Below are 22,948 nucleotides of genomic sequence, written 5' to 3'. Positions count from 1 at the left end.
GTCGGCCGGGCGTGACGGGCGCGGTCCCGCGCGGCCGCCCCACCGCGGCGGTCAGCTCGCGGAGCCAGGGCCGGGCGGGATGTGCACCGTCATGATCAGGTGGCAGGTCCCGGTGCCCGCGCCACGGTAGGTGTGCGGGGCGTCGCCGTCGAAGGTGGCCGTCTGCCCGGCCTCGACGGCATGCTCGGTGCCGTCGACGACGAGCACCATCCGGCCGGCGGTGACGCTGACCGTCTCCACGACCCCGGGCTGGTGCGGATGGCTGGGGTACTCCTCCCCCGGCTCCAGTCTCCAGCGCCAGACCTCGACCGGGGCCGGTCCCGAGGTGGTGAGCATGAGCCGCGCCTCGCCGCCCTTCTCCCCGGCCCACAAGGGCATGACGGCGTCGGCGGACACGACCCGGACACGGCCCTCGGCAGGGCCTTCCATCAGCGCGGACACCGAGATGCCGAGGGTGTCGGCGAGGCGGACGAGGGTGGCGAAGTTGGGATTGCCCTGGGCCTTCTCCAGGGCGACCAGGGCACCTTTGCTGACCTTGGCGCGCCGGCCGAGTTCGTCCAGGGACAGCCCGGCGCGGGTACGGGCCGCGCGGACGTTGTACGCGAGCGTCCGCAACGCCGCCTCGGTCTCGGCCATCGCCATCACCCTTCCGGCAGTGGATCAGTTCAGTGCACCGCGCGGTCGTTCGGTTGACGACTACCGGTCGGTGCGCTGTACGGTGTAGTCGTTCCATTGATAGTAAGGGATGACCCGTGATCGCTCTGCTGCCGGCCCTGGGCAGTTCCCCGGCCTACGGTGCGGGTGCGCCGGCTTCCTCGGCGGGCCCGGCGCACGCGAGGAGCGCCCGCCCCTCGCGTACCGCGCCGCTGCCGGCCTTCGGCGCCGGCGCCGCCATCGCGCCGCGGCTGATCTTCCTGCACCAGGCGCCCTCCGGCGGTCGCGTCGGCCCGCTGATCACCGGCCGCGCCGTGTCCAGCCCCGTCACCCTGGCCACGGCCGGGCCGGTGTTCCGGCGGCCGGGGCCCGAGAAGCCGGCGTACGCCATGTCGGCGACGGCCGGGGGCTCGACCCGGTCGCCGGCCTGCTGTTCCTGCTCGCCGCCCGCAGCGGTGACCTCGCCGTCGCCGCCGTGACCACCACTCTGTACCCGGCCGGCACGGTCCTGCCCGCCCGCGGTGTCCGCGCCGAGCGGATCCACCGCCGCCGTCGCCGTCGGCCTCCTCGCCCTCACCTGACCTCCCGCACCTCCGCCCCGTAAGGACCCGCACGTGCTCATCCACCCCTGGGACGCCGCCCTGGACGACGCCGAGTGGCAGACCTGGATCGCCGACGGCCACGACTTCGGCATCCTCAGCGTCAACGGCCTGCCCGGACAGGCGCCCGTCGTCGTACCCACCCACTTCGCCGTCGACGGCGGCACCTTGCTGGTCCACCTCGCCCGGCCCAACCCGGTCTGGAAGACGATCGAGGCCGACCCGAACGTCACCTTCACCGTCACCGGCGACTACGCCTTCATCCCCGGCCCTTGGCGCGCCCAGCCCGGCATCCCGCCCACCGACGGCGTTCCGACCAGCTACTACGCGGCTGTCCAGTTCACCTGCCGGGCCACGATCATCGAGGACCCGGCGGCCAAGGCCGAGCTGCTGCGCCGCCAGATGGCCCACTTCCAGCCCGAAGGGGACCACGCCCCCATCGACCCCGGCCGGCCGCCCTACGGGCGGATGCTGTCCGGCATCCGCGGTCTGCGCCTGGACGTCACCGAGGTCCGCGCGAAGTTCAAGTACGACGACCACAAACCCGTGGAGCAGCGCACCGACACCGCCCGCCGGCTCATCGAGCGCGGCACCGGACTCGACGCGCCCACGGCCGCCCAGCAGCGCCGCCGCCTGGACCGCATCGGCCCCTGGAAGGCCTGAACCCGCCGTACCAGCCCACCCCTTCCGAACGGACCCTCCACGATGACGACCTTCCGTCTCTGCCCCGCCGTGGCCGACGCCTTCCCCGACACCCTCATCGCCGTCGTCACCGCCACCGGGCTGCGCGGCCACGAACCGTGGCCCGCCACCACCGCCGCCCTTGAGGAGCTGGAGCGGCAGCTCGCCGACGGCGCCTGGCAGCCCGCTGACGAGAGCGACCCGCGCATCGAGGCGTGGCACACCGCCTACCGTTCCTTCGGCACCAACCCCCGCCGCGTCCGGCCCAGCGTCGACGCCCTCGGACGCCGGTTCGCCAAGAAGGGCACCCTGCCCCGGATCAACCCGGCCGTCGACTCCTACAACGCCGTCTCCGTCCGCCACGGCCTGCCCGCCGGCGCCTTCGACCTCGACCACGTCACCGGGGACGTCGACATCCGCCACGCCGACGGCGGCGAGACCTTCACCCCGCTCGGCGAACCCGGCACCACGGAACACCCCAAGGCCGGCGAGATCATCTACGCCGACACCACCGACGTACTGACCCGCCACTGGAACCACCGCGACGCCCACCGCACCCGCGTCACCGAGGACTCCACCCACGTCGCCTTCGTCCTCGAAACCCTCCACGCCACCCGCGACGGACACCTCCTCATGACGGCCGCCGGCGAACTGCGGGACCTGCTGGCCCCGCACACCGACCGGACCCAGGTGCACCACCTCACCCGCGCACAGCCACACGCCACCACCTGAACTCCCGCCGCCCGCGAGGACGGCCCCGGGCCGGAGCAGTCCCAAGTCGGCCGTGCCGAACTGTCGTTGGCGGATGCGCGCACACTCCATCGACCGCCCTGCCGATCTCGACGCGGTGCGTGAGTCCTGTGACCGCGTGGCCGACAACTACGCCCACATGGTGGTGACCACGGGGGTCGGTGACATCCGTCGCCATCCCTGGCTGAAGGCGTCGATCGACGCCTTCAGCGGACACCGTGAGGGGGCTCGGGCCGGTCCTCGACGTCGGCTGCGGTCCCGGAACGGTGACCGCGTACCTCGCCGAACGGGGACTCGACGTGTCCGGGGTGGGTCTCTCCCCCCCGCATGATCGAGAACGCGCGCCGTCTTCATCCGCACTGCCGCTTCACTGTCGCCTCCGCCACCGACCTGGACCTCGGTGAAGCCTCCCTCGGCGGCGTGCTCGCGTGGTGGTCACCGTTCAACCTCCCCCGTGACGTCCTCCCCCGCGTCCTGGCCCTGTTCGCACGCGCGTTGAATCCGGGCGGGCACCTCATCACCGGGACACACGTCGGGGACGAGGACGCGGTGCGCACCGAGGCATACGGGGGCGTCCCCGTTCGGTGGACGACGTACCAGTGGCGGCCGGAACGACTCGTGGAGCTGTTGGAGAAGGCGGGGCTGCACCCGGTCGCCGAACTCCGGCTCCCTCCGCAGGAGTACAGCGGGCCGGGTGTGGTCGTCATGGCCAGGCGCCCCGGCCGGTGACCGGCGGTCCGCTCGCGGGCCTCCCGGTCCGGCCCGAGGACCGGCTCACCCGGGGCCCTGGCGCCTGGTTCATCCTGGACCGGGCACGGCCGGGGGCGTGGATGGTCCTCGCCGCCTCGGTCGCCGCCGAACCCGCCCGTGCCCGGCCCACGACACGAAAGGACACCCGTAGATGACCCCGGAGCAGTGGGAGACCATCGGCCGCCTGGTCGACTGGCTCGACAGGGAGAACGGCCGCGACGAGCACGAGCGGGCGCTGCGCCTGATCAAGCTCACGGAGGAGGTCGGCGAGGCCGGGCAGGCGTACGTCGGTCTGACCGGGCAGAACCCCCGCAAGGGCGTCACCCACACGTCGGCCGATGTCGCCGACGAGCTGTGCGACGTGATCGTCACCGCCGCCGTGGCGCTGCACAGCTTCAGCCCCGATCCGGCCGCCACGTTCGCCGCGAAGCTGGACGCGATCGCCACCCGCACCTTCGGCCCCCCGTCCGCCACGCGGTGAACCCCCGACGAGGCCCCCGGCCGCCCCCGGTGACGAGGGGCGTGGCCGAGGGCGCCCCTGTGCGTGCGGTGCCGTCCACCTGATGCGCCACAGGGCACGAGGACGCGTCTCCCAGGTCTCCTGCTGTTCAGGGGCGGGCGGCCGCGTAGAGGACGTCGCGCAGTTCGGGCAGGGTCTCGCGGTCCTTGCGCCACACGAGGCGCAGGCTGAGGTCGGGTACGGGCAGGGCCAGTTCGACGAGGGTGCCGGCGCGGAGGCTGTCGGTGACGGCGAAGCGGGGCAGCAGGGTGACGCCGAGGCCGTGTTCGGCCCAGGCGCGCATCACGGGGACGCCGCCGGCTCGGACGCGTCGGGGGCCGGTGCCGAGGAGGTGCTGTCCGGCCAGCCAGAAGGAGCATTCCGGGACGTTGACCAGGAGCCGTTCGTCGTCGAGGTCGGCGGGGGTCAGCGCGGGCCGGGTGGCCAGGGAGTGGGCCGGGGCCGCGACGAGGGCCAGGGGCACGGGGTCGAGGTCGAGGAAGGCCAGGGGTTCGTCGGGGGCGGGGAAGCCGAGCCCGCCGAGCGCTTCCCCGGCGTCCAGCAGGAGGGCCGCGTCGAGGCGCCCGTCGGCGACGTCGGTGAGCAGCCCCTGGCGGGTGCGGTCGGAGTGGACGTCGACCGTGATGTCGGGGCGGCGTTCGGCCAGCCGGTCGAGGACGAGGGGAACGTGGGAGCCCGCGAGGGTCTCCAGGGCTCCGAGCCGTAGCCGCAAGCGCTCGCCGCGGACGTCGTGGACGGCCTGTTCGGCGGTGTCGAGCAGCGTGCGTGCCCAGCCGCGCAGCCGCTCCCCGGCGGGGGTCGGTTCCATTCCTCTGGGGCCGCGCGTGAACAAGGAGACGCCGAGACCGGCTTCGAGGGTGCGGATCTGCTGCGAGACGGAGGAGGGGGCGAGACCGAGGGCGACGGCGGCGTCCGTGACCGTCCGGTGCCGCATCACGGCCTCGAAGGTGACGAGTTGGCGTAGTTCCACGTACGCGCCCAACACCGTTGGAGCGTACGGAAATTCCGAACGCGGTGTACGGCTGCGCCGGTGGAGGGCCCCACCCGGTCGGACCGAGGGTGGGCGGCGTGACCGATCTGGCTGCTCACCGGAGGCTTCCTCTTCCATGACTGCTGTGAACCCTGTCGCCCCCGCGGTGCCCGCGCCGTCCCGGGCGAGGCGCGCGGCCGCGCTGACCGGCGTGTCGCTGGGCTACTTCATGGTGCTGCTCGACACCACCGTGCTGTCCGTCGCCGAACCCGACCTGGCCGCGTCGCTGCACACGTCGATGGCCGGTCTGCAGTGGGCCACCACCGGGTACACCGTGGTGTTCGCGGCTCTGCTGCTGTCGGCGGGGGCGGCGGCCGACCGGTTCGGTGCCCACCGGGTCTTCCGGACCGGCACGGCCGTGTTCGCGCTCGCGTCCCTGCTCAGCTCCCTGGCCCCGAACCTGGGGGCGCTGCTGGTGCTGCGGGCCGTGTCCGGGGCGGCGGCGGCCGCCTGCGTCCCGGCCTCGACGGCACTGATCGCCCGTCTCTACCCGCGGCCTGCGGCACGGGCCCGCGCGATCTCGGTGTGGGCCGCGGTCAGCGGGGCGGCCGTCGCGGCCGGCCCGATCGCCGGCGGCGCCCTGGTGGAGGCCGCCGGATGGCGGGCCGTGTTCCTGGTCAACGTGCCTCTCGGGCTGCTGGTACTGGCCCTGGCCCGGGGGCGGGCGGTGCGCTGCCCGCGCGGCGCCGACCGCGTCGACTGGCCGGCCCAGGCCGCGGCCGTCGTGGTGCTGGCACTGCTCACGGACGTCCTGATCGCCGCCGGCGCGGGGGCATGGGTCCACACCGCGTGGTCGGCGGGCGGGCTCGGCATCGCGGTGACCGTGTTCACCCTGCTCGAACGACGCAGCCAGGCCCCGGTCGTGAACCGGACACTGCTGCGGTCGGCACCGGTGCGGGCCGGGCTGCTGGCGGGCGCGGTCACCAACTTCGCCCTGTCCGGCGCCCTGTTCGTGCTGCCGTTGCTGCTCCAGCGCGAACGCCACCTGAGCGCCCTGGAAACGGGCCTGGCGTTCCTGCCGCTGACCGTCCCCTTCGCCGTGAACCCGCCGCTGACCGGCAGGATCGTCGCCCGCACCGGCCCGCGGCTCCCGATCCTCGCCGGCCTGGCACTCCTGACCGCCGGAGGCACCGTCCTGGCCGGCACGGTCTTCGCGGCAGGCGCCTACGTCTGGCTCGGGACGGGTCTGCTGCTCACCGGCTTCGGCATCTCCTTCGTCCTGCCGGCCCTCGTCGCGGCCGTCATCGGCGCCGCTCCGCCGGGCACGGCCGGTTCGGTCGGCGGCCTGCTCAACGCCGTCCGCCAGGTCGGCGCCACCCTCGGGGTCGCCCTCATGGGCGCCGCCGCGGCCGCCGGCACGGGGTGGTCACTGCTGCTGTCGGGCGGCCTCTGCGCCCTCGCCTGGCCGGCCTTCGCGCTGACGCCTGGGAGGGGAACACCCCGGTGACGGGCCCGAGTTCGGAACGGCGGTGAGGCGGCCGAGCGGGTCGGGTTCCTTCCGGTGGATCGTCCGGTGTGGGGGGTGCCCGCGCTCGTACGGGCCGGAATACGCGCCGGCGGTCGCCGGTTGCCGCGGAACATGCACCAGTCTCCGGAGCCGCCCAGCGGCATACACCCACTGCTCGCCGGGCGCTTCAGCCCCTACCGGTTCGATCCGTCGGCGGTTGTCGACGACCACGCCGTCGAGCTGCTGCTGGAAGCCGCGCGGTGGGCACCGTCGGCGGGGAACTCCCAGCCCTGGGGCTTCTTCACCGGCCGGCCGGGTGAGCCGGAGCACGACCGGGTGCTCCCCCACCTCGCGCCGAGCTCGGCCCGCTGGGCGACGGACGCGGGCCTGCTCGTCGTCACGCTGGCGCGCCGGCACGTCGACGACTCGCGGTTGCTCTACTCCGAGTTCGCGGACCACGACCTCGGCCAGGCCGTCGCCCACATGACTGTGCAGGCCCAGGCCATGGGACTGGCCGCGCACCAGTTCCGGGCCTTCGACCTGGAAGGGCTCACCAAGGAGCTGGACCCGAACCCGGGCTGGGCGATCGTCTCCATGGTCGCGGTGGGCAAGGCGGCCGGCGGACCTCCGCAGGGCCGGGAGCGGCGCAGCGTCGCGGACCTGCGCTCCGCTCCCTGGTCACCGGCGGAGTGACAGCGGAACCGTGATCAGCCGAACAGCCGGGAGCCCAGCGGGTGTCGCCGGTCGAAGCCGGGGAGGATGAGGAACGTCGCGCTCGCGGTCGTGGTGGTGAAGGGCAGCAGCGCGTCGGAGGCGTCCATGTGGGTGAGGGTGGCCGTGAAGGTCCGCAGATCGTTCTGGAAGCTGATGAAGAGCAGGCCGGGGGCGGGCTGGTCGGTGCTGTAGGAGCGGCGGAGCATCAGGCCGACCCCGACCGCGGTGGCGTGCGCTCTGCGCACGTGGGCGTCCGCGGGGACGAGATAGCGTCCGTCCGGTGTCTTGGCCCCGAGTTCCGGGCCCGAGGCGGCGGTGCCGCCGGAGAGGGGGACGCCGCTGGCCCGGCGCCGCCCGAAGACCGCCTCCTGTTCGGCCACGGACAGGGCGGCGAACCGCGGCAGGTCGAGTTCCATCCGCCGCAGCACGGCAAGGGTGCCGCCGGCGACCGCGGGGGGCCCGGCCAGCCACAGGTCGCGTTCTTGTTCGGCGGTCGTGTGCGGGCCCACGATGCCGTCGAGGAAACCGAGCGGATTGCGTGACGCGGTGAGGCCGTTGCCGACCGACACGTTGGTACCGCGGCGTCCGGACTGGCGCCAGCGTTCGTGGACACGGTCACCGGCGTGGTCCAGGAGCGCGGCGGCGACGACCGGCAGGAGCACCGCGTCGCTGGCGCAGATCTGTATCAGCAGGTCACCGCCGCGTGCGTGCGGGGCGATCCGCTCGCGGGAGAACCGCGGGAGGTCGGCGGCGCCGGGCAGCGAGGCGCCGGCCGCGCGCACCAGCCGGGGGCCCACGCCGACGGTCACGGTGAGGTCGCCCGGCGGCAGGCCCAGCAGCCGCGTGTCGGTCCCCGCTGTCAACGCCTTGATGGCTTGGCCGAGTTCGGCCAGTAACGGGCCGGGGGCCGCGGTGGCGTCGAGGTCGGCCACCACGGCGAGCAGGTGCGGCTGGGCAGCCTGGGGAAGTGTGATGCCGGCCTGATGGCGGCCCGTCGCCGGGACCGGCATCGGCGTGGCCCCCGGGGCAGGGGCGTGCCGGCCTGGCCGGGCGGAGTCCGATGTGCACCCGGCGGTCAGACCGGCGGCCATCATGGCGCCCGTGACATCGAGGAACGTGCGGCGTGACGGGTGCTGGTCGGCTCGGCGCATGGGGTGCAGAGTGCCACACCCGTGTCGTGGGTGCTGGTCAACCTGGCGATTCTGGCGTGGGATCGGGCCTCGTGCCAGACTGGGATCATGCCTCGATTAGCTCTTCGCGTGTTGGCGGCGGTGGTGGGGACGCTGACACTGGTGGCAGGCTGCGGCGGTGACGGCGGATCAGGCAGAGGCCGGCGTCCGGCCGGTGCGCACGTGACGATCCGCGTACCCTCCGACGCCCCGACGATCTCGGATGCGGTGTCCTTGGCCAGGCCCGGTGACCTGGTGCTGGTCGCGCCGGGTGTGTACCACGAGTCGGTGCGGATCGGCACGGAGCGCATCACCCTGCGCGGTCTGTCCCGGGACAAGGTCGTCATCGACGGGCGGTTGCGGCAGCCGAACGGCGTCGTCGTCTCGGCGCCCGGGGTGGCCGTGGAGAACCTGACCGTGCGGAACAACACGCAGAACGGGGTCCTGGTCACCGGTTCGGCGAAGGCGGCCGCCGGACTGCCGGGGGCGAGCGGCGGCTACGACACCGGCGACGAGCCCGTCACCTTCCTGAAGTCGTTCCTGGTCTCCCATGTGACCGCGACCCGCAACGGTCTGTACGGCATCTACGCGTTCTCCGCCCAGAACGGTGTCATCGAGCACTCGTACGCGTCGGGCGGCGCCGACTCGGGGATCTACGTCGGCCAGTGCAAGCCCTGCAACATCGTGGTGCGGGACAACGTCGCCGAACTCAACGCGGTCGGGTACGAGGGCACCAACGCCAGCGAGCACATGTACGTGGTCGGCAACCGCCTGGTCGGCAACCGGGTGGGGCTCACCACCAACTCCGACCACCAGGAGAAGCTGCTCCCGCAGAAGGGCGCCGTGATCGCGGGCAATCTGATCGCCGCCAACCAGCAGACGGCCACCCCGGAGCAGGCCGACGGCGGGTGGGGCACCGGCGTCGGTGTCGACGGCGGCAGCGACAACCGGTTCGTCCGCAACCGCATCGCCGGCAACACCAACGCCGGGCTGGTGATCACCGCGACCGCCGACATACCTCCGGTCGGCAACCAGATCGTGGACAACACGTTCACCGGCAACGGCGTCGACGTCGGCTGGACGTTCCCCACCGCCACGCGGGGACGGGCCAACTGCCTGCGGGGCAACGATCTGCGCACCACCGTGCCCGCCCGGCTCGCGACGACCGCGGACTGCCCGGCTCCGGCCCGGTCGTCCTCGCCGGCCGGCACGTGGGCGGCGCCGACGGCACCCGGGGGCATCCCGTTCTCCGAGGTGGCGGCGCCCGCTCCGCAGCCGCAGTTCCCCGACGCCGCCACCGCGGGCCCCACCGCCGTCCCGCCGGTCCCGGCCCTGCCGAGGATGGAGGGCGTCCGGCTGCCGCCGGTGTCGCTGCTCGCCGCGCACGCGCGGGTGCGGACCTCCTGATCAGCGGTTACCGGGTCGGGGTGGTTCCGGGCACCGGCTCGACCGGAACGTACGTGTGGGTGTCGAAGTCGATGACCACCGGCTCCGGCTGCGAGCCCACGCTGAAGCGGACCCGGTACATGGTGCCGTCGGAGCCGATCCAGTAGCGCACGTTGCCCGCCGTACCGGAGCGGCCGGGGGAGGACGGCCCGGTCATGACGTCCACCGAGCGCCCGTCCACCCGCTCCCGCCCCCACCAGGCGGCGCCGTTCTGCGGCAGCAGTTCGGCGTTGTCCGGCCGGTCGCCGCCGAGACCGAGCGTGATGGACAGGGAGGTGTCCAGCGCGCTGCCGGACGCCAGCAGCGGCCGGTCGTACCAGCCCGTACGGGGCGGCGACGCGGGTGCGTGCGCCGGGGCGTCCGCCATCGGGTGGACGTGCACCGAGGTGGGCGTCCACTGGATCAGCCCGTCGCTGGACCGGTCGCGTCCGGTGCCGTGCACCACGCCGTACCCCACCTTGCGCCGATAGTCGACGGACCCGGTGACGGTCAGCCCGCCGGCGGTGCCCGGTACGGTGATCGTCACCGCGCGGCCGTGCGCCTGGTAGTTGCGGAACCGCGTGATCGCGAGCCTGCTCGCCTCATCCGTCGTCAGCGAGCGCGGACCGCCGGCGTCGGAGCCGTCGTCGGCGAGCAGGAACGCGGCCAGGGCGGCCACCGCGGCCAGGGCGACGGCCGCGATGCCGATGACGGCCGCGTTCCGGCGCGACCGCGGCCATCGGCGCCGGTCGGCCGGACGGCCCGGTGGGGCTTGCCGGGTCCTCACGCCGCGCACGCGGTTCGACGCTGACACTCTCCGCTCCATCCTTTCGATCACCAGCCGTCCGGCCGCCGCGGACTGGCGGCGGCACTCGGCAGTCCGGTGGCGGACCACGCCAGGGCCGGCCCTCCTGGACCGGCCGAGACGTGATCCGCCCGTCCGCGCCGTCCGGATCGCGGACGGCCGGATCACCGTTGTGCGGTGTGTTCAGTGGTGCCGGGCGCGACGATTCCGGGTCACGAACGCGATGACCAGGCCCGCACCCACCAGCAGACCGACGATGCCGATCATCTCCGCCAGCCCGGAGGTACCGGTGCTCGCCAGCGAACCCCCGTCTCCGCCGGCCGGGGCCGGGTGGTTGGCGGGCGGCGCGGCCGACGGCGGCGTGGAGGCCGTGGGCGGCGTCGGAGTCGGTTCCGGTGTGGAGGACGACGTCGCTGTGGGAGTCGGCGTCGGGGCCGGCGTCTTCTTCGGGATGTACACCCCGGCGTCGATCGTGTGATCGACCCCGCCCGCCTTGACCGGAGCCGTGACGGGCGCGTAGCCGTTGCACAGCGGCCCGGTGGTCGGCGGGGTCACATTGGAGTCGTGCACACGGTCGGTACCGGCCCGCGGGAGCGTGAACCTCAGCCTGCTCGCCGGGGGTTGCCCGGGCACCTGGCTGGTGTCCGCGGTGCACACGTCGAACTGCACCGTGTACTTCGCGCCCGGTGTGAGCTCGTACGCGGCGCCCACACCACCGAAGTAGTACTCGCCGGCGGCGTTGGTCCTGGTCGTGGCGACCTGTTTGCCGTCCTTGTCCAGCAGGTTGATCGTCGCCCCCGGCAGCAGCACGTGCCCCGGGTCCTGGATCCCGTTGTGATCGCCGTCGAACCACACGACGTTGCCGATCTGGATCGGCGCGTTCGCCGCCGCGTACGCGATGTCACCGAGCCCGCCGGCCTTGCCGAACCCGCCTTGTGCCTGGCTGACGAACTGGAACCCGTTGGCAGTCGGGTTGTTGCCCGGGCCCTCACCGGTCGTGATGTCGTGGTACCCGGTCCCGGAGGTCGCGACGTTGACGACCGGGTCGAACTCCGTGCTGACGACCCACTGCTGCTGCGGGATGTAGGCCACCGACCCCAGCGCGGTCTCCTGGTGCGCGCCGGCGTAGGAGTCACCCGGGAAGTACTCGACGACACCGGCGGGCTGGCCGCCGCTGTTGGCGGGGGTGGCGTGGTTGGGACAGCTGCCGGTGCCTTCCCACTGGTATTCACCGGTGGGAGTGGCGCAGACCATGGTGATGTCACCACCGGACATGCCGTTCTCCGCCGTGTCGTTCCCGGGGCGGGGGTCCAGCCCGCCCCAGCTGAGCACGTCCATGAACCGGTCGCGGAAGCCCAGGATCATCGAGCCGTCGCGGCCGAAGGCGAGGGAGGACAGCTCCGGTTGGGGATCGATGAAGACGTTGCCCGCCTTCCGGTCGTCCCACGTGTCCAGGCTGGTGTTCCACGGGTTCCAGTGGGTGGCCTTGTCGCCGGTACCGAAGACGCTGCCGCGTTCGTAGGTGAGCGGGTGGCTCAGCACCGTGGTGAACCGGTCGCCGTCGTAGGTGGAGACGACGGCCTTCAGGTCCGCGCGCTGCTGCGTGCTCTCCGCGCTGCACACGCCGCCGACGTACAGCGTGTTGTTGTGGACCTGGAGACCGAACGGCCGCCAGTCGCCGGGGCTCGCGCACCCCGGGTCCGGGATCGGGACCGTCGACTTGGGCGCCGCGGCGGTGGTCCCTGTCGCGTCGAAGCTCACCAGGCTGCGGGTCCGCAGGTTCACCGCGTACAGCGTGGAGCCGTCCTCCGACAGGGCCAGGCCACCGATGCTCTCCTTGCCCGGCGCGTCGGTGAATCCGGCGTCCTTGATCATGTTGGCGGTGTCGTGCCGCGTCACCGCGGCGTCGGGCACCCGCGCGAACAGCTCCGGCGCGGCCGAGCCGTTGACGGGCACCGTGTAGATCGCGCCCCCGCCCTGCGGTCCGTAGGGGGCGTAGCGCCGGGCGAACGCGCTCTGGAACAGCCGGGTCCGGTGCGTGTCGTACGCCAGCCCGAACGTCGTGCCCACCTGGTCCTGTGTGGCCAGCGTGGCCGGGCACGCGACATCGGTGGGACATGTGCCCCGGGTCTTCGTCCCGAAGGCCACCAACGCCCGGTTGTCGGTGCTGTTGGCGCCGCTGTGGACCGGTACGAAGTACCGTGAGTCCGGCAGCGCGTAGTCGGCCGGGTCCCACACCCCCGCCACCACCGAGGCGTTCTTCCCGTCCGACACGTCCACGAACGACGTGAAGCTGTCGAAGTGGTTCTCGCCCGTCGACGCGGGCGCCGCCCGCAGATAGCCGTCGTACGGCGCGGGGACGCTGACGTCGACGCGGTACCGGCCGCCGCTCAGCACGGTCGACGGCGACACCACGACCTTTCCGGTGGCGTCCGTGACGCCGGTGACGACGTGCCCCGCGGGGTCGGAGATCTTCACTTTCATGCCCCGCTGCGGCACGTCCATCGTCGTGTTGATCACGCCGGTGCCGAAGAAGTCGCGCAGCACCTGGACCGTCAGCGTGCCGTCGGCGGCCGAAGCGGCGGCGGGTCCGGCCGTCGCTCCGACGGCGCCGCCCGCGAGCAGGAGAACGGATAACGCTATGCGCGCCGGCGGCTCCGCGAGCCTCCAGGGTAACCGGCGCGGGTCTCTGCCGAGTCGGTTCATGGCATCACTCTCCACACTTCTCTTGTCGTGAGAACGCAGCGAACGGCACGGAAGAAAAAAGGGCCCACTGTTGGTGCGTGGACCGCTCCGCGGTGATCAGATGGGGAAATTGTGGGTGAGTTGTAAGCGTCGCAGGTCGCGTGTTCTCGCAGCTCAATCACGGTGCCTTCCCCCCACCCCCGACCTCACCGACCGCCGTCGCGTGCAGCGCGCGATATCCTATCCCCTGGAGTCTCGTCGCAACCACCAGAACCCGGAATCCCTCGCATCCAGCGGGATCCGCGATATTCCCCGAGCGCCCGGGGAATGGCGACCGGAAGAATGTGCGACAACGAAATGGCCGAATCTGGTCCCGTCGGGTCCGTGCCGTCCGGGCTTACTCGTCCCGGGAGACGGCGAGTTTCCGCGCCGACGGCGGATTCCGCGCACCGTCCCGGAGAATCCACGAAGAACCGGCGTCATCGCTGGACGGGCGGCCCGGGACGGTCACGGGGTGTCGCCGGCCCAGTCGAAACGGGCCGGGTCGCCGGGGCGCGGGTCGTACACCGCGCGGCCGCCGGCGCCGAACTGCCCCAGCTCGGTGGGCAGCGCGACGCCGGTGCCGACTTCGTCATGTTTCCGGCCGGTGACGTCGAGCAGCAGCCCGTCCAGCGGCCCGCCGACCAGTTCGGCGTAGCGCCGGTCCGGCCGCGGGCCGGGGTGATCGTGGTCGGCGCCGTAGACCCGGCGGCGTAGCAGCTCCTCCTCATAACGGTCCATCCGGTCAGCCTCGCATCCGCCACTGACAGCGGGGGTCCGCCGAGCCTGGTACGGCTCTCGGTGCCCGGGCTCGACTTCGTGTCGGGCGGTGACGGCTCCCCGCTCGCAGCCGCCCGATCCGGCGCCTGCGCGGGATGCACCGGTGGGCGGTCCGCCGGGGTTCAGCGCTCGGGCTCAGGCGTGACATCGCTGCCGTCGGGGACGGTCGGCGGGACCGGGGTGTCCCCTGGTCCTCCGGCGGCTGCCGCGAGGCTCTGACGCAGGTGTGTGAGACGGGCGATCTCCGCGTCCAGGACGGCCAGGCGCCCGGCCACGACGTCGCTGAACTCGCCGGAGCCGCCGGTGCAGGCTCTCGGCGGGTCCTGGACGAGGAGGTCGAGGCGGTGGGCGCGGCGGCGGAGGTCGTCGAGGGTGAGGCCCAGCGCCAGCAGGTCGCGGATGACGCGGACGCGGGCCACTTCGGCGGGCCCGTACTCGCGTTGGCCGGACAGGGTGCGTGGCGGGGGCCGGAGGAGGCCGCGGGCCTCGTACAGGCGCAGAGCGCGTGGTGTGGTGCCGGCCGCCGCCGCTGCCTCGCCGATCCGCATGCGCTCTCCCGTCCTACGGCTCCACGTCCTACAGCTCCACGATGGTCGCCCCGAAGGAACGGCCTGCGATCAGTTCGGGCAACGCCTCCGGTGCGCGCTCGATTCCGTGGACCGTGGTGTACGGGAACCGGATGCCGCCCGCGCGCAGCCAGTCCCCGAAGCGGGCCTCCCACTCCTCCTCGACATCCGGGTGGTCCACGCCGCTGTACCCGGCGATCGTGATGCCCCTGTTCAGCAGCCGGTACGTGTCGAGCACAGCCGGCGCGCTGCCGCCCGCTCGGTCCGGGGACAGCTGACCGTCCAGTGCGCCCACCAGGGCGAACCGGGCTCCGCGGTTGGCAGCGTGGACGGCGGCCGTCAGTTGTTCCCCGCCCACGGTGTCCAGGACGACGTCGATGCCGTCCGGCGCGGCCTCGGCGAGCTGCGAGGCGATCGGGGCCGCTCCGCGCACAACTGTGGCGTCGTAGCCGAGTTCCCGCTCAAGTCGCAGGGCCTTGTCCGGTGAGCCGGTGCTGCCGACCACGCGTGCGGCACCGAGCAGCCGGGCGATCTGGCCCGCCAGAGTGCCGACGGCGCCGGCGGCCCCGGTCACGAACACGGTGTCGCCCTCATGGACCTCGGCCAGCCGGGTCAACGCGCCGTACGCGGCGGAGCCCTGGGCGAGGTGGGCCACCGGGTCGGGCAGGACGCCCTCCAGCGGCCTGCACTCGGCGGCGGGGGGCGTCGCGTACTCCCGCCACCCTTGAAGGTGCAGCACCAACTGGCCCTTCTCCAGCGGACCGTCGACCACCTCGCCGATCGCGGGGCCGAACAGGGTGTCGCCGGGGTGCAGCGGCGGCAGGGGGACATCGCGGGTCTCGCCTCCGATGAGGGTGCGCAAGCCCGGGAAGACGAGGAAATGGGTGTTGCGGACGAGTACCTGGCCGACCTCCGGACGAGGGACGGGGGCCCGCACCAGGGCGAAGTCCTGGGGAGTCGGCAGTCCGGCGGGGCGGCGGGCCAGACGTACGAGACGGTGAGTCGCGTTCATGTCCGGACGCTAAGCCCTGACCCGTGGGTCAGGGGCAAGACGGCGGGCGTGTGGTCGCGGGCGGGCACCGTGGCATCGGGCCGAGCGAGCCGGGGGACGGCCGACGGAGGTCGGACCGGCGGTACCCTCGGACGATGCCGAATCAGGCGGTGACAACGGGAGTGGGTCTCGCGCGGGTGATGGCGCACTGCGGGGGCAGTCCATCAGCAGCCGTGCACTATCTGGCGGGTGCCGTCGCCTCCGCACCGGAGGACCCCGAGCCCTATGCGGTCCTCGCCGAGTTGTGGAGGGACGAGCCGTCGGAGCTGGCCGAGCTGGTGCGGGGTGCCGACTCCTTGAGGACGGTCCTGGCGCAGTCGTACATCAGCTTCCTTCAGGGCGACATGGACGGCGCGGCACTGGCCATCGGATCGGTCACGGGTGTGCGACCCGACATCGCCTGGAGCCGCGCACCGTGGTTCGGCGATGAACGATTTCTCGGTGTGGTGAGTGCCGACGCGCTGGCCGAGGCCGCCATGCGGACGATGGACCGTGGCCATGATCTGGACACCGAGAGCATGCGGGAACGATTCCGGCCCTGGTTCGAGGCCATCGACGTGGTCTCTGCCCGCCAACCGTTGCCGGAGGCGCTGGCCAAGATGGCGATCCTGCTGCGGGCATGCGGTCTCACCGACGCGTCGTTCGCCCTCTGCGACCAGGCGGACTCCGTTGAGCGGATCATGCTGACGGAAGTCGTGCGTGCCGGCACCTGGCGCAAACTGGGTGATTCCCGGCAGACGGTGGCGGCGTTCGAGCGCGCTCTCGCCCTGGAACCGGCCAACTGGTCGCTCTACCTCGACCTGGCCGATGTGCGTGCCGAGCAGGGCGACTTCGCCTCCGCGGTCCGGCTGGTCGATCAGGGGCTGCGGCACGAGCCGGCGGAGCTCTCACTTCGCGCGGCCGGGGCCGCCTACCGTGCACGACCCACCGGTTCGCGTGCCGATCTGAGCGAACTCATCGAACTGGCGCCGGACCTGCCGAACGACTCGTACCGGGACCTGCTGATCGATCACGCGTGTGCCGGTCCCGCGCTGCCTGCCGAACTCGTGGCCGCGGCCCGGCGCGTGAAGAACAGCTGAGGCCGACGCCGTCGTCCTTCGCCCGCCACCCGATCCGGTCACAGAGTCATCACCGATTCCACACATTGCTTACCTTCCGTTTACGCTCCTCCTCTGCACCACACAGCACCACCCAGGGAGGGGCCCCGTGGCCAACTGGAAGCTCATCGGCGGCATCGCAGGCGGCGTCATCGTCATCGGCGCCATCGGCAACGCCGTCAACGGCGACAACGGCGGCAAGGACAACGCCTCCGCCGCACCGGCCCCGTCGAGCGTCGCCTCCAGCGCCGCGGCCACCCCGACACCCGCCGACGCCGACAGCAAGGCCGGCAGCAAGGCCGACGCGGTGTCACAGGAGGACGAGAAGAAGGCCGTGCCCGACTTCGTCGGCATGGGCCTGCAGTCCGCCCAGGACCACGCCCAGGAGACCGGCTTCTACAGCCTCACCTCGCACGACTCCTCCGGCCGCGCCCGCATGCAGATCCTCGACCGCGACTGGAAGGTCTGCTCCCAGAACATCAAGGCCGGCACGACGACTGCCACCACCACGAAGCTCGACTTCGGCGCGGTCAAGCTGTCGGAGACCTGCCCGGCCGAGGACCAGGACGAGCCGTCGGCCGCCGGCGGGACGATGCCGGACTTCCACGGCAAGAGCGTGAAGGCCGCCCGCCAGGCGCTGGACAGCGGCACGTCCCTCACCGTCAACGACGTCAGCGGCGAGGACCGGTTCGTGCTGTTGGAGTCGAACTGGCGAGTGTGCGGCCAGAAGCCGGCCGCGGGCGCGAAGCTGAACGGGCAGCCGGTCACGCTGAACGCGGTGAAGTACGGGGAGAACTGCCCGTAGACACGGACGAGGCCCGGCGCGCCGCTCCCCCCGGGCCTCCGCCACCCGCGCCGACCGCGCTGGAGGGATCCTCCGGTAGAAACCGCTTCACCACACCACCGCGTCACCAAACCGCCGCGCCACCACACCACCGCTCCCCCGGCGCCCCGGCACCTCGGCGGCCGGCCGCACGGGCAGCCCGGGGCCACCCGTGCGACGTGCGCCGTCCCGTGCGGCTGAGGGTTCGGTGCGTGCCGAACCGTCCGGCCCGTAGCGTGCGGAGTCCTGTGCGGGAGACGCCCGCGATGATGACGCCGGAGGCCCCTCGTGCCGGAGACAGACCTGAAGCAGCAGCTCGTGGAGCGGTTCCGGGAGGTCAACGGCGACCATCCGATGACCGATGCGGATGACGTGTACGTCAGCACGCAGTTCGTGGTCCTGGAGGAACTGTGCGCGGTGCGGGGCCGCGAAGCCGACGAGGTCCGTCGGCTGATGCTGGGGCGGCGTCTGCCGCTTCCGGGGTATCTGCGCTCCGACGGTGCCGAGATGGTGCCGGCCGACCTGTTCGCCCTCGCCGACGAGGCCGGCGGCGTGGATCTGCTCGAAGCGTGGTTCACCGCCCACTGGGCCGACCCGGCCATCGGTAAGGCGGAGTGGGACGCGTATCTCAGCGGGCAGTACGTGTGTCTGCGCTCGGTGACCCCGGCCACCATCCAGCGCAAGGATCACCTGACGGCCGCGATCGGTGCCGCGGCCGACGAGCTGGACGCCGGTTCGGCGCGGTGCTCCGAGCGGCTGCACGCCCTGGTCGACGAACTCGACGCCCTGGAACCGGCCTTCACGGCCTATGACCGTCTCCGGTTCGGCGGACCCACGTCCCGGGACACCTGCATCGACGCCATGCGCGCCCGCTTCCCGCGCACGTGAGCGGACGGCTTCGCCTCGTCCCGGGCGCGTCCGGCGCGTGCGGCCGCGCCGCACGGTGTACGGCGCTGGGCCCGGCCGTCGTCACCGGCCCGTCGGCGAATGCTCCTCGCGCGCCGGGTGCGGGCGGAGGGAGGGAAGGGTCAGCTGCCACCAGTCGGTCAGGCGGTCGGTGACGACGGCCGTGCCTTCGAGCGCCTCGGTGAGGGCGCAGAGGCCGAAGAACGCGCGCACCAGGGTGCGGGCCGTGCGGGCGGGGCGGATGTGCGCGTACAGGTGGCCGGCGAGCCGGGCCTGCGCGAGCAGTCGCGTGGCGGCGGCGGTCCACAGGGCGAAGGGGTCGGGAAGGGGGGCGTTGATGGTGGCGCGCTCGGCCCACAGGCGGGCGCCGGCACGCGTCACCGGGTCCTCGGCGAGGGCTTGGGCGATGTCGTAGCTGAGGGCGACCAGCCGCTCGACCGGGGGGACCGCCTCGTCCGCGTAGCGTGCGGCGAGTTGTGACCACGTGGCGAACCGGTCCTGGACGACCGCGACGGCGATGCCCTCCTTGCCGGCGTAGTGGAAATAGACGGCGCCGCTGGTCCGGCCCGACCGGGCGCTCATGTCGTTGACACTGGTGGCCGCGTACCCCTGTTCGGCGAAGAGCTGGGCAGCCGCTTCCAGCAGTGATCTACGGGTTGCCTTCGCCCGTTCCTGCAACGTCCCGTCCGCCCCCGCTCGTTTCCTCCGCCGGCCACGAATTCAGTGCGCCAGCGTACGCCTGGCGCAGAATAGGTCACACTCGTGCGGTAATTACGCATTTCTTTCGAAAGGGAACGCGGCCGGGTGGTGAGGGGCGTGGGTTCGTGCCGGGTGCGGCACGACCGTGCGCGTGTGCCAACTGGGTTGTCGTGACAGTCGTGTTGACGATGTCGATCGCGAACCTGCCGCTGTCGCCGCCACACGGCCATACGCCCGGATCCCGGTGCCGTCGAGTCACTGAATAGAGTTATTGCCCGATTTGCCCTGACGGAAATAACGTAGCCGTCACTATCTTTCCGTTTGCTGCGGATGGTCGGAAATGTCGTACGCCATGCGTGCGGACACCTAGGAGGCCCTCGTGAGCACCACGGTCAACGCTCTTCTCGACTGGTCACCCGAAGCGGTCGTCTTCGACTGTGACGGCACCCTGATGGACAGCGAACGCCACTGGCGGGAGGCCCGCAACCGGGCCTTCCGGGAGTACGGGCTCCAGCCACCGCCGGGGTTCGCGGAGGAGGCCACGGGCCTGCACTACGAGGACTGCGGCCGGCTGATGGCGCGGTCGGCGCACAAGCCGGAGCTGGCGGAAGCGCTGACGGCCGCGCTCCTCGACCACTTCCTGGAACTCGTCACCGACGACCCGGTGACGATGCCGGGCGCGGCCCGGCTCGTCCGGCTGCTCTCCGCCCGGCTGCCGCTGGCGGTGGCCAGCAACTGCCCGAGAGTGGTGGTGGAGGGCAGCCTCGAACGGGCCGGGCTGCGCTCGCACTTCCAGCACATCGTCGCCCCCGACACCGGGGACGGCCTGCGTCCCAAGCCGCACCCGGACCTCTACGCCACGGCGGCCCGCCTCTGCGGTGTCCGCCCGCACCGGGCGCTGGCCATCGAGGACTCCCTGACCGGTGTGGAAGCGGCCCGCCGTGCCGGACTGCGGGTCCTGGGCGTCGGGCCCCGGCCGTCGGGCGACGGCGCCACCCGGGCCGACCTGTGGTTACCGGCGCTCGACGCCCCCGAACTGCTGGCCTGGGCCGACTCCTCGGACACCCCCGGTCCGGCGCCGGAACCCTGGGGCGCATGACCCTCGCCGTGGGGCGAGCCGATCGTGCGCTTTGGGGTAAGCGATCGTGCACCGGCGAGCAATGTTCCCGAGCCACTGCCGATTAGCATGGCGAACATGCTTCCGAGTGCATCTGACGTCGGCACCCGAAGCTCCCCACAACGCACATCGCGCCCGTTCCCAGGGCAGGAGAGGCCACTCTCGATCATGGTGAATTCCGGTCACGCTTCTCAGGAATTATCCACGGTGGCAGCCGACCACCACACCACGGAACGTTTCAGTGACATCTGCCGGTCGGTCTTCGTGCAGTCCGGCATCTGTATCGCCCATCTGGACCCACAGCTGCGGATCTCGGCGGCGAACGGCCCGTTCTGCAGCCACATCGGTGCGTCATCCGCGGATGTCCTCGGCAGGGACGTCCTGGACTACCTGCACCCGGGTGTGCGGGAGAGGCTGCGTCGCGAGTTCGCCCGGCTCGCCGACGGACGGAGTGCGCGTTTCGCGGACGACGTGATCCTGGTGGACGCCGAGGGCAAGCCGCTGAAGGACGAGTTGACCGGCATCGCCGTGCACGGGAGCGCCAGCGCCCGGGTGGAGGCCATCGTGGTCCTTCTCCGGCCCAGCGGGTCCCGGAGCCCCCTCGTCGCCTCCGCACGGCAGAAGTTGTTCAGCCCCGTGCACGCCCGCGTCCTCGAAGGCGTCGCCGCCGGCGAGTCGACCGTCCAGCTCGCGTCGAGACTCTTCCTCAGCCGCGGCGGAGTCGAGTACCACGTCGCGTCGCTCCTGCGGAAGATGAAGGTGACCAACCGGCCCGCCCTCATCTCCAAGGGCTACGCCCTGGGAGTCTTCGCCGTCGGCGAGTGGCCCCCGCGCGTACAGCCCGAGTTCATCGCTTCCTGACCGCCCCCAGCCACCGCCGCACGCGCGCCGCACGCGGCCGGGCCACCGCGGCCGCGGGCGGCGCACCGGTACGGCCCCTCACCCGCCGCGCACGCTGGCACCGCCGCTCCGGGCGCGGTGCGACTGCCCGGCCGGCAGTTCCACGACGGTGGCACGGTGGCCGGCGAGGAAGAAGTGGCTTCCACCGAAGACCCGCAGGCCGAACGGCCCCAGGGTGTGGGCCTGCCACCCCCGTGCCTCCTCGACGGTCGTTCCGGGGTGCCGGTCGCACGGTTGCGCGTCTTCCGGTACGGCCGGGCCCCGGTGGGCCCGGCTCCACGGGTGAGGCGGGGTGGCGCGTCGCCCCGGTAGTCGGGTGAGGACCGGCCCGCGGGGCACGTCACCGGCCCTCGTGATCCGGTCGTCCTCCGGGGGCGTGCCGGCCGGTCAGTCGCCCACTCCGCCGCCGGCCGCCGTCCGCCCGTCGCCCAGCCGGTGCCTGATCCCCTCCAGCAGGGTGCGGGCGCGCAGCGACAGGAGGCTGAAGGAGCCGGCGTCGCCGAGTCCATGGGTGTTCTCGCACAGGCCGTTGAGGAACAGCGGCGGTCGTGCGCCGGCTCCCGGCCGGGGCGGGACGGAGTAGTCCCGCTCCACGCGGAGCACACCGGTGTCGTCCAGGGCCAGCCCGTCGGCCACCGGGCCGAGGATCTCGGGGTACGGCTCGTCGTGTTCGGCGGGGCCGAGGTCGCGGTAGCCGGTGGCGAGGACCACCAGATCGGCCGTCACCTCCTTCACCTCCCCGGTGTGGCGCTCGCGCAGGGCGAGCCGGACCGGGCCCTCGCCGGTCTCGACGCCGGTGACCTCGTGGTTGCGGTGGAGCAGGATCCGCTCCTCGCCGTCGACGCCGTCCTCGTAGCGCCGTACGTAGAGGCTCTCCAGCACGTCCTGGTCGACGGAGGAGTAGTTGCTGGGCCGCAGTTGGGCGTTCAGGTCGGCCCTGGCCTGAGGCGAGGCGTTGAAGTAGTAGTCGGTGAACTCGGGGAAGTAGGCCTCCTCAGAGAAGGGGCTGGTGTCCTTCAGCCGGTAGCCGAAGCCGCGCATGACGGCGTGGACCCGGTCGCCCGAGGCGGCGGAGTGCAGGTCGAGCGCGATCTCCGCCGCGCTCTGGCTGGCTCCGACGACCGCGACGTCGAGCGGGCCGCCCTTGGCCGCCCGCCGCTTCTCCAGCCGCCAGGTGTACTCGCTGCTGTGGCAGACGCGGTCGCCGAGGTGGGCGCGGAACTCCGCGGGGACGTAGGGGGTCCGGCCGGTGCCGACGACCAGGGCACGCCCCCGGTACGTCCGGCCGCACGCGGTCCCCACGACGTAGTGCGGAACCGGGTCGGAGGCGACGGAGACGGTGGTCGCCCTGCGGTCGTACACGACGGACGAGGACAGTTGTGCCGCCACCCAGCGCACGTAGCGGGCGTAGTCGCGGCGCAGCGGGAAGTGTGCCGGGACGTTGAGGAAGGCCAGCAGCCGGCCGGTCTCGTGCAGGTAGTTGAGGAAGGTGTAGCGGCTGCGCGGGTTGCGCAGGGTGGCGAGGTCGCGGCTGGGGTGGTGCTGGGTGTCGGAGCCGCGCAGCAGCATGCCCGGCTGCCAGGCGGCCTCGCTGCGGCTCTCCAGGAAGAGGCAGTCCATGTCGGGTGCCTCCTCCTCCAGGGCGGCGGCCAGCGCGATGCCGCCCGGGCCGAACCCGACGCCGATGACGTCGTGGATCGTCTCCTGCGCCGTACGGCCGTTGTCGATGGTCACAGTTGGT

22 protein-coding genes and 1 pseudogene are annotated in these 22,948 nt (G+C 72.6%); 12 read left to right on the top strand and 11 right to left on the bottom strand.

The annotated features are described in order from the left end of the window. Positions 1-51: 51 nt before the first annotated feature. Both ACH4LD_RS37375 and ACH4LD_RS37370 read right to left on the bottom strand, forming a co-directional pair. Complete coding sequence (locus tag ACH4LD_RS37375; RefSeq protein WP_398058638.1) at positions 52-636, bottom strand: helix-turn-helix domain-containing protein; 585 nt, start codon at positions 634-636, stop codon at positions 52-54. Positions 637-790: 154 nt separating this feature from the next. Further along, positions 791-1,231: a hypothetical protein gene (locus ACH4LD_RS37370; RefSeq protein ID WP_398058639.1), complete on the bottom strand. Its 441-nt coding sequence runs from the start codon at positions 1,229-1,231 to the stop codon at positions 791-793. Between the two features lie 37 nt (positions 1,232-1,268). On the opposite strand from ACH4LD_RS37370, the gene ACH4LD_RS37365 reads away from it, so the two are divergent. The 4 genes and pseudogenes from ACH4LD_RS37365 to ACH4LD_RS37350 all read left to right on the top strand — a co-directional run bounded on the left by ACH4LD_RS37365 (position 1,269) and on the right by ACH4LD_RS37350 (position 3,915). Then, on the top strand, positions 1,269-1,916 hold the full coding sequence (locus tag ACH4LD_RS37365; protein ID WP_398058640.1) for an FMN-binding negative transcriptional regulator: 648 nt from the start codon (positions 1,269-1,271) through the stop codon (positions 1,914-1,916). A 42-nt stretch (positions 1,917-1,958) separates the two neighbouring features. Next, positions 1,959-2,666, top strand: coding sequence for a B3/4 domain-containing protein (locus ACH4LD_RS37360; protein WP_398058641.1), 708 nt, complete (start codon positions 1,959-1,961; stop codon positions 2,664-2,666). Between the two features lie 73 nt (positions 2,667-2,739). After that, a pseudogene (locus ACH4LD_RS37355) lies at positions 2,740-3,413 on the top strand (class I SAM-dependent DNA methyltransferase). Between the two features lie 172 nt (positions 3,414-3,585). After that, the gene (locus tag ACH4LD_RS37350; RefSeq protein WP_132787926.1) at positions 3,586-3,915 is read left to right on the top strand and encodes a MazG-like family protein; all 330 of its coding nucleotides are present in this window, start codon (positions 3,586-3,588) and stop codon (positions 3,913-3,915) included. Positions 3,916-4,042: 127 nt separating this feature from the next. Here ACH4LD_RS37350 and ACH4LD_RS37345 read toward each other — a convergent pair whose 3' ends face one another. Continuing rightward, positions 4,043-4,939 (bottom strand): LysR family transcriptional regulator, encoded by an 897-nt coding sequence (locus ACH4LD_RS37345; protein WP_398058642.1) that lies wholly within the window; start codon positions 4,937-4,939, stop codon positions 4,043-4,045. A gap of 121 nt (positions 4,940-5,060) precedes the next feature. Here ACH4LD_RS37345 and ACH4LD_RS37340 point away from each other — a divergent pair, with 121 nt between their 5' ends. Both ACH4LD_RS37340 and ACH4LD_RS37335 read left to right on the top strand, forming a co-directional pair. Next, a complete protein-coding gene (locus tag ACH4LD_RS37340; protein WP_398058643.1) occupies positions 5,061-6,431 on the top strand; it encodes an MFS transporter in 1,371 nt (456 codons plus the stop codon). 132 nt (positions 6,432-6,563) lie between these two features. Beyond that, positions 6,564-7,124: a nitroreductase family protein gene (locus ACH4LD_RS37335; protein WP_132787922.1), complete on the top strand. Its 561-nt coding sequence runs from the start codon at positions 6,564-6,566 to the stop codon at positions 7,122-7,124. A 14-nt stretch (positions 7,125-7,138) separates the two neighbouring features. Here the strand turns inward: ACH4LD_RS37335 and ACH4LD_RS37330 are convergent, their stop codons facing one another. Beyond that, a complete protein-coding gene (locus ACH4LD_RS37330) occupies positions 7,139-8,296 on the bottom strand; it encodes a Dyp-type peroxidase (protein ID WP_398058644.1) in 1,158 nt (385 codons plus the stop codon). 87 nt (positions 8,297-8,383) lie between these two features. On the opposite strand from ACH4LD_RS37330, the gene ACH4LD_RS37325 reads away from it, so the two are divergent. After that, a complete protein-coding gene (locus tag ACH4LD_RS37325) occupies positions 8,384-9,721 on the top strand; it encodes a right-handed parallel beta-helix repeat-containing protein (protein ID WP_398058645.1) in 1,338 nt (445 codons plus the stop codon). A 7-nt stretch (positions 9,722-9,728) separates the two neighbouring features. Here ACH4LD_RS37325 and ACH4LD_RS37320 read toward each other — a convergent pair whose 3' ends face one another. The 5 genes from ACH4LD_RS37320 to ACH4LD_RS37300 all read right to left on the bottom strand — a co-directional run bounded on the left by ACH4LD_RS37320 (position 9,729) and on the right by ACH4LD_RS37300 (position 15,626). Further along, a complete protein-coding gene (locus tag ACH4LD_RS37320; protein ID WP_398058709.1) occupies positions 9,729-10,409 on the bottom strand; it encodes a hypothetical protein in 681 nt (226 codons plus the stop codon). A 318-nt stretch (positions 10,410-10,727) separates the two neighbouring features. Further along, a complete protein-coding gene (locus ACH4LD_RS37315) occupies positions 10,728-13,250 on the bottom strand; it encodes an SdrD B-like domain-containing protein (RefSeq protein WP_398058646.1) in 2,523 nt (840 codons plus the stop codon). A gap of 486 nt (positions 13,251-13,736) precedes the next feature. After that, positions 13,737-14,009 (bottom strand): hypothetical protein, encoded by a 273-nt coding sequence (locus tag ACH4LD_RS37310; RefSeq protein ID WP_398058647.1) that lies wholly within the window; start codon positions 14,007-14,009, stop codon positions 13,737-13,739. A gap of 161 nt (positions 14,010-14,170) precedes the next feature. Further along, positions 14,171-14,596 (bottom strand): MerR family transcriptional regulator, encoded by a 426-nt coding sequence (locus ACH4LD_RS37305; protein ID WP_398058648.1) that lies wholly within the window; start codon positions 14,594-14,596, stop codon positions 14,171-14,173. A 28-nt stretch (positions 14,597-14,624) separates the two neighbouring features. Further along, entirely contained in the window at positions 14,625-15,626 is a 1,002-nt protein-coding gene (locus tag ACH4LD_RS37300) for an MDR family NADP-dependent oxidoreductase (RefSeq protein WP_398058649.1), read from the bottom strand. Positions 15,627-15,760: 134 nt separating this feature from the next. Here ACH4LD_RS37300 and ACH4LD_RS37295 point away from each other — a divergent pair, with 134 nt between their 5' ends. The 3 genes from ACH4LD_RS37295 to ACH4LD_RS37285 all read left to right on the top strand — a co-directional run bounded on the left by ACH4LD_RS37295 (position 15,761) and on the right by ACH4LD_RS37285 (position 18,473). Then, positions 15,761-16,744, top strand: coding sequence for a tetratricopeptide repeat protein (locus ACH4LD_RS37295; RefSeq protein ID WP_398058650.1), 984 nt, complete (start codon positions 15,761-15,763; stop codon positions 16,742-16,744). Between the two features lie 127 nt (positions 16,745-16,871). Next, complete coding sequence (locus tag ACH4LD_RS37290) at positions 16,872-17,567, top strand: PASTA domain-containing protein (protein WP_398058651.1); 696 nt, start codon at positions 16,872-16,874, stop codon at positions 17,565-17,567. A 306-nt stretch (positions 17,568-17,873) separates the two neighbouring features. After that, complete coding sequence (locus ACH4LD_RS37285) at positions 17,874-18,473, top strand: DUF6058 family natural product biosynthesis protein (RefSeq protein ID WP_398058652.1); 600 nt, start codon at positions 17,874-17,876, stop codon at positions 18,471-18,473. Between the two features lie 81 nt (positions 18,474-18,554). Here the strand turns inward: ACH4LD_RS37285 and ACH4LD_RS37280 are convergent, their stop codons facing one another. Beyond that, entirely contained in the window at positions 18,555-19,169 is a 615-nt protein-coding gene (locus tag ACH4LD_RS37280) for a ScbR family autoregulator-binding transcription factor (RefSeq protein ID WP_132787904.1), read from the bottom strand. A 400-nt stretch (positions 19,170-19,569) separates the two neighbouring features. On the opposite strand from ACH4LD_RS37280, the gene ACH4LD_RS37275 reads away from it, so the two are divergent. Both ACH4LD_RS37275 and ACH4LD_RS37270 read left to right on the top strand, forming a co-directional pair. Then, on the top strand, positions 19,570-20,289 hold the full coding sequence (locus ACH4LD_RS37275) for an HAD family hydrolase (RefSeq protein ID WP_398058653.1): 720 nt from the start codon (positions 19,570-19,572) through the stop codon (positions 20,287-20,289). Between the two features lie 225 nt (positions 20,290-20,514). Continuing rightward, positions 20,515-21,168, top strand: a complete 654-nt coding sequence (locus tag ACH4LD_RS37270) for a LuxR C-terminal-related transcriptional regulator (RefSeq protein WP_398058654.1) — start codon at positions 20,515-20,517, stop codon at positions 21,166-21,168. A 426-nt stretch (positions 21,169-21,594) separates the two neighbouring features. Here the strand turns inward: ACH4LD_RS37270 and ACH4LD_RS37265 are convergent, their stop codons facing one another. Beyond that, positions 21,595-22,941 (bottom strand): SidA/IucD/PvdA family monooxygenase, encoded by a 1,347-nt coding sequence (locus ACH4LD_RS37265; protein ID WP_398058655.1) that lies wholly within the window; start codon positions 22,939-22,941, stop codon positions 21,595-21,597. Positions 22,942-22,948 lie beyond the last annotated feature (7 nt).

This window comes from Streptomyces sp. NPDC017676, assembly GCF_044329325.1.
Classification (GTDB): domain Bacteria; phylum Actinomycetota; class Actinomycetes; order Streptomycetales; family Streptomycetaceae; genus Streptomyces.
The sequence above is the reverse complement of the archived record's forward strand: the minus strand, read 5'-3'. Positions and strand labels throughout refer to the sequence as shown.

Bases quoted from the DNA above. Each gene is read 5' to 3' on its own strand.
- ACH4LD_RS37375 (WP_398058638.1), bottom strand. From the start codon at position 636: ATGGCCGAGACCGAGGCGGCGTTGCGGACGCTCGCGTACAACGTCCGC.
- ACH4LD_RS37360 (WP_398058641.1), top strand. From the start codon at position 1,959: ATGACGACCTTCCGTCTCTGCCCCGCCGTGGCCGACGCCTTCCCCGAC.
- ACH4LD_RS37350 (WP_132787926.1), top strand. From the start codon at position 3,586: ATGACCCCGGAGCAGTGGGAGACCATCGGCCGCCTGGTCGACTGGCTC.
- ACH4LD_RS37340 (WP_398058643.1), top strand. From the start codon at position 5,061: ATGACTGCTGTGAACCCTGTCGCCCCCGCGGTGCCCGCGCCGTCCCGG.
- ACH4LD_RS37335 (WP_132787922.1), top strand. From the start codon at position 6,564: ATGCACCAGTCTCCGGAGCCGCCCAGCGGCATACACCCACTGCTCGCC.
- ACH4LD_RS37330 (WP_398058644.1), bottom strand. From the start codon at position 8,296: ATGCGCCGAGCCGACCAGCACCCGTCACGCCGCACGTTCCTCGATGTC.
- ACH4LD_RS37325 (WP_398058645.1), top strand. From the start codon at position 8,384: ATGCCTCGATTAGCTCTTCGCGTGTTGGCGGCGGTGGTGGGGACGCTG.
- ACH4LD_RS37315 (WP_398058646.1), bottom strand. From the start codon at position 13,250: ATGAACCGACTCGGCAGAGACCCGCGCCGGTTACCCTGGAGGCTCGCG.
- ACH4LD_RS37310 (WP_398058647.1), bottom strand. From the start codon at position 14,009: ATGGACCGTTATGAGGAGGAGCTGCTACGCCGCCGGGTCTACGGCGCC.
- ACH4LD_RS37305 (WP_398058648.1), bottom strand. From the start codon at position 14,596: ATGCGGATCGGCGAGGCAGCGGCGGCGGCCGGCACCACACCACGCGCT.
- ACH4LD_RS37300 (WP_398058649.1), bottom strand. From the start codon at position 15,626: ATGAACGCGACTCACCGTCTCGTACGTCTGGCCCGCCGCCCCGCCGGA.
- ACH4LD_RS37295 (WP_398058650.1), top strand. From the start codon at position 15,761: ATGCCGAATCAGGCGGTGACAACGGGAGTGGGTCTCGCGCGGGTGATG.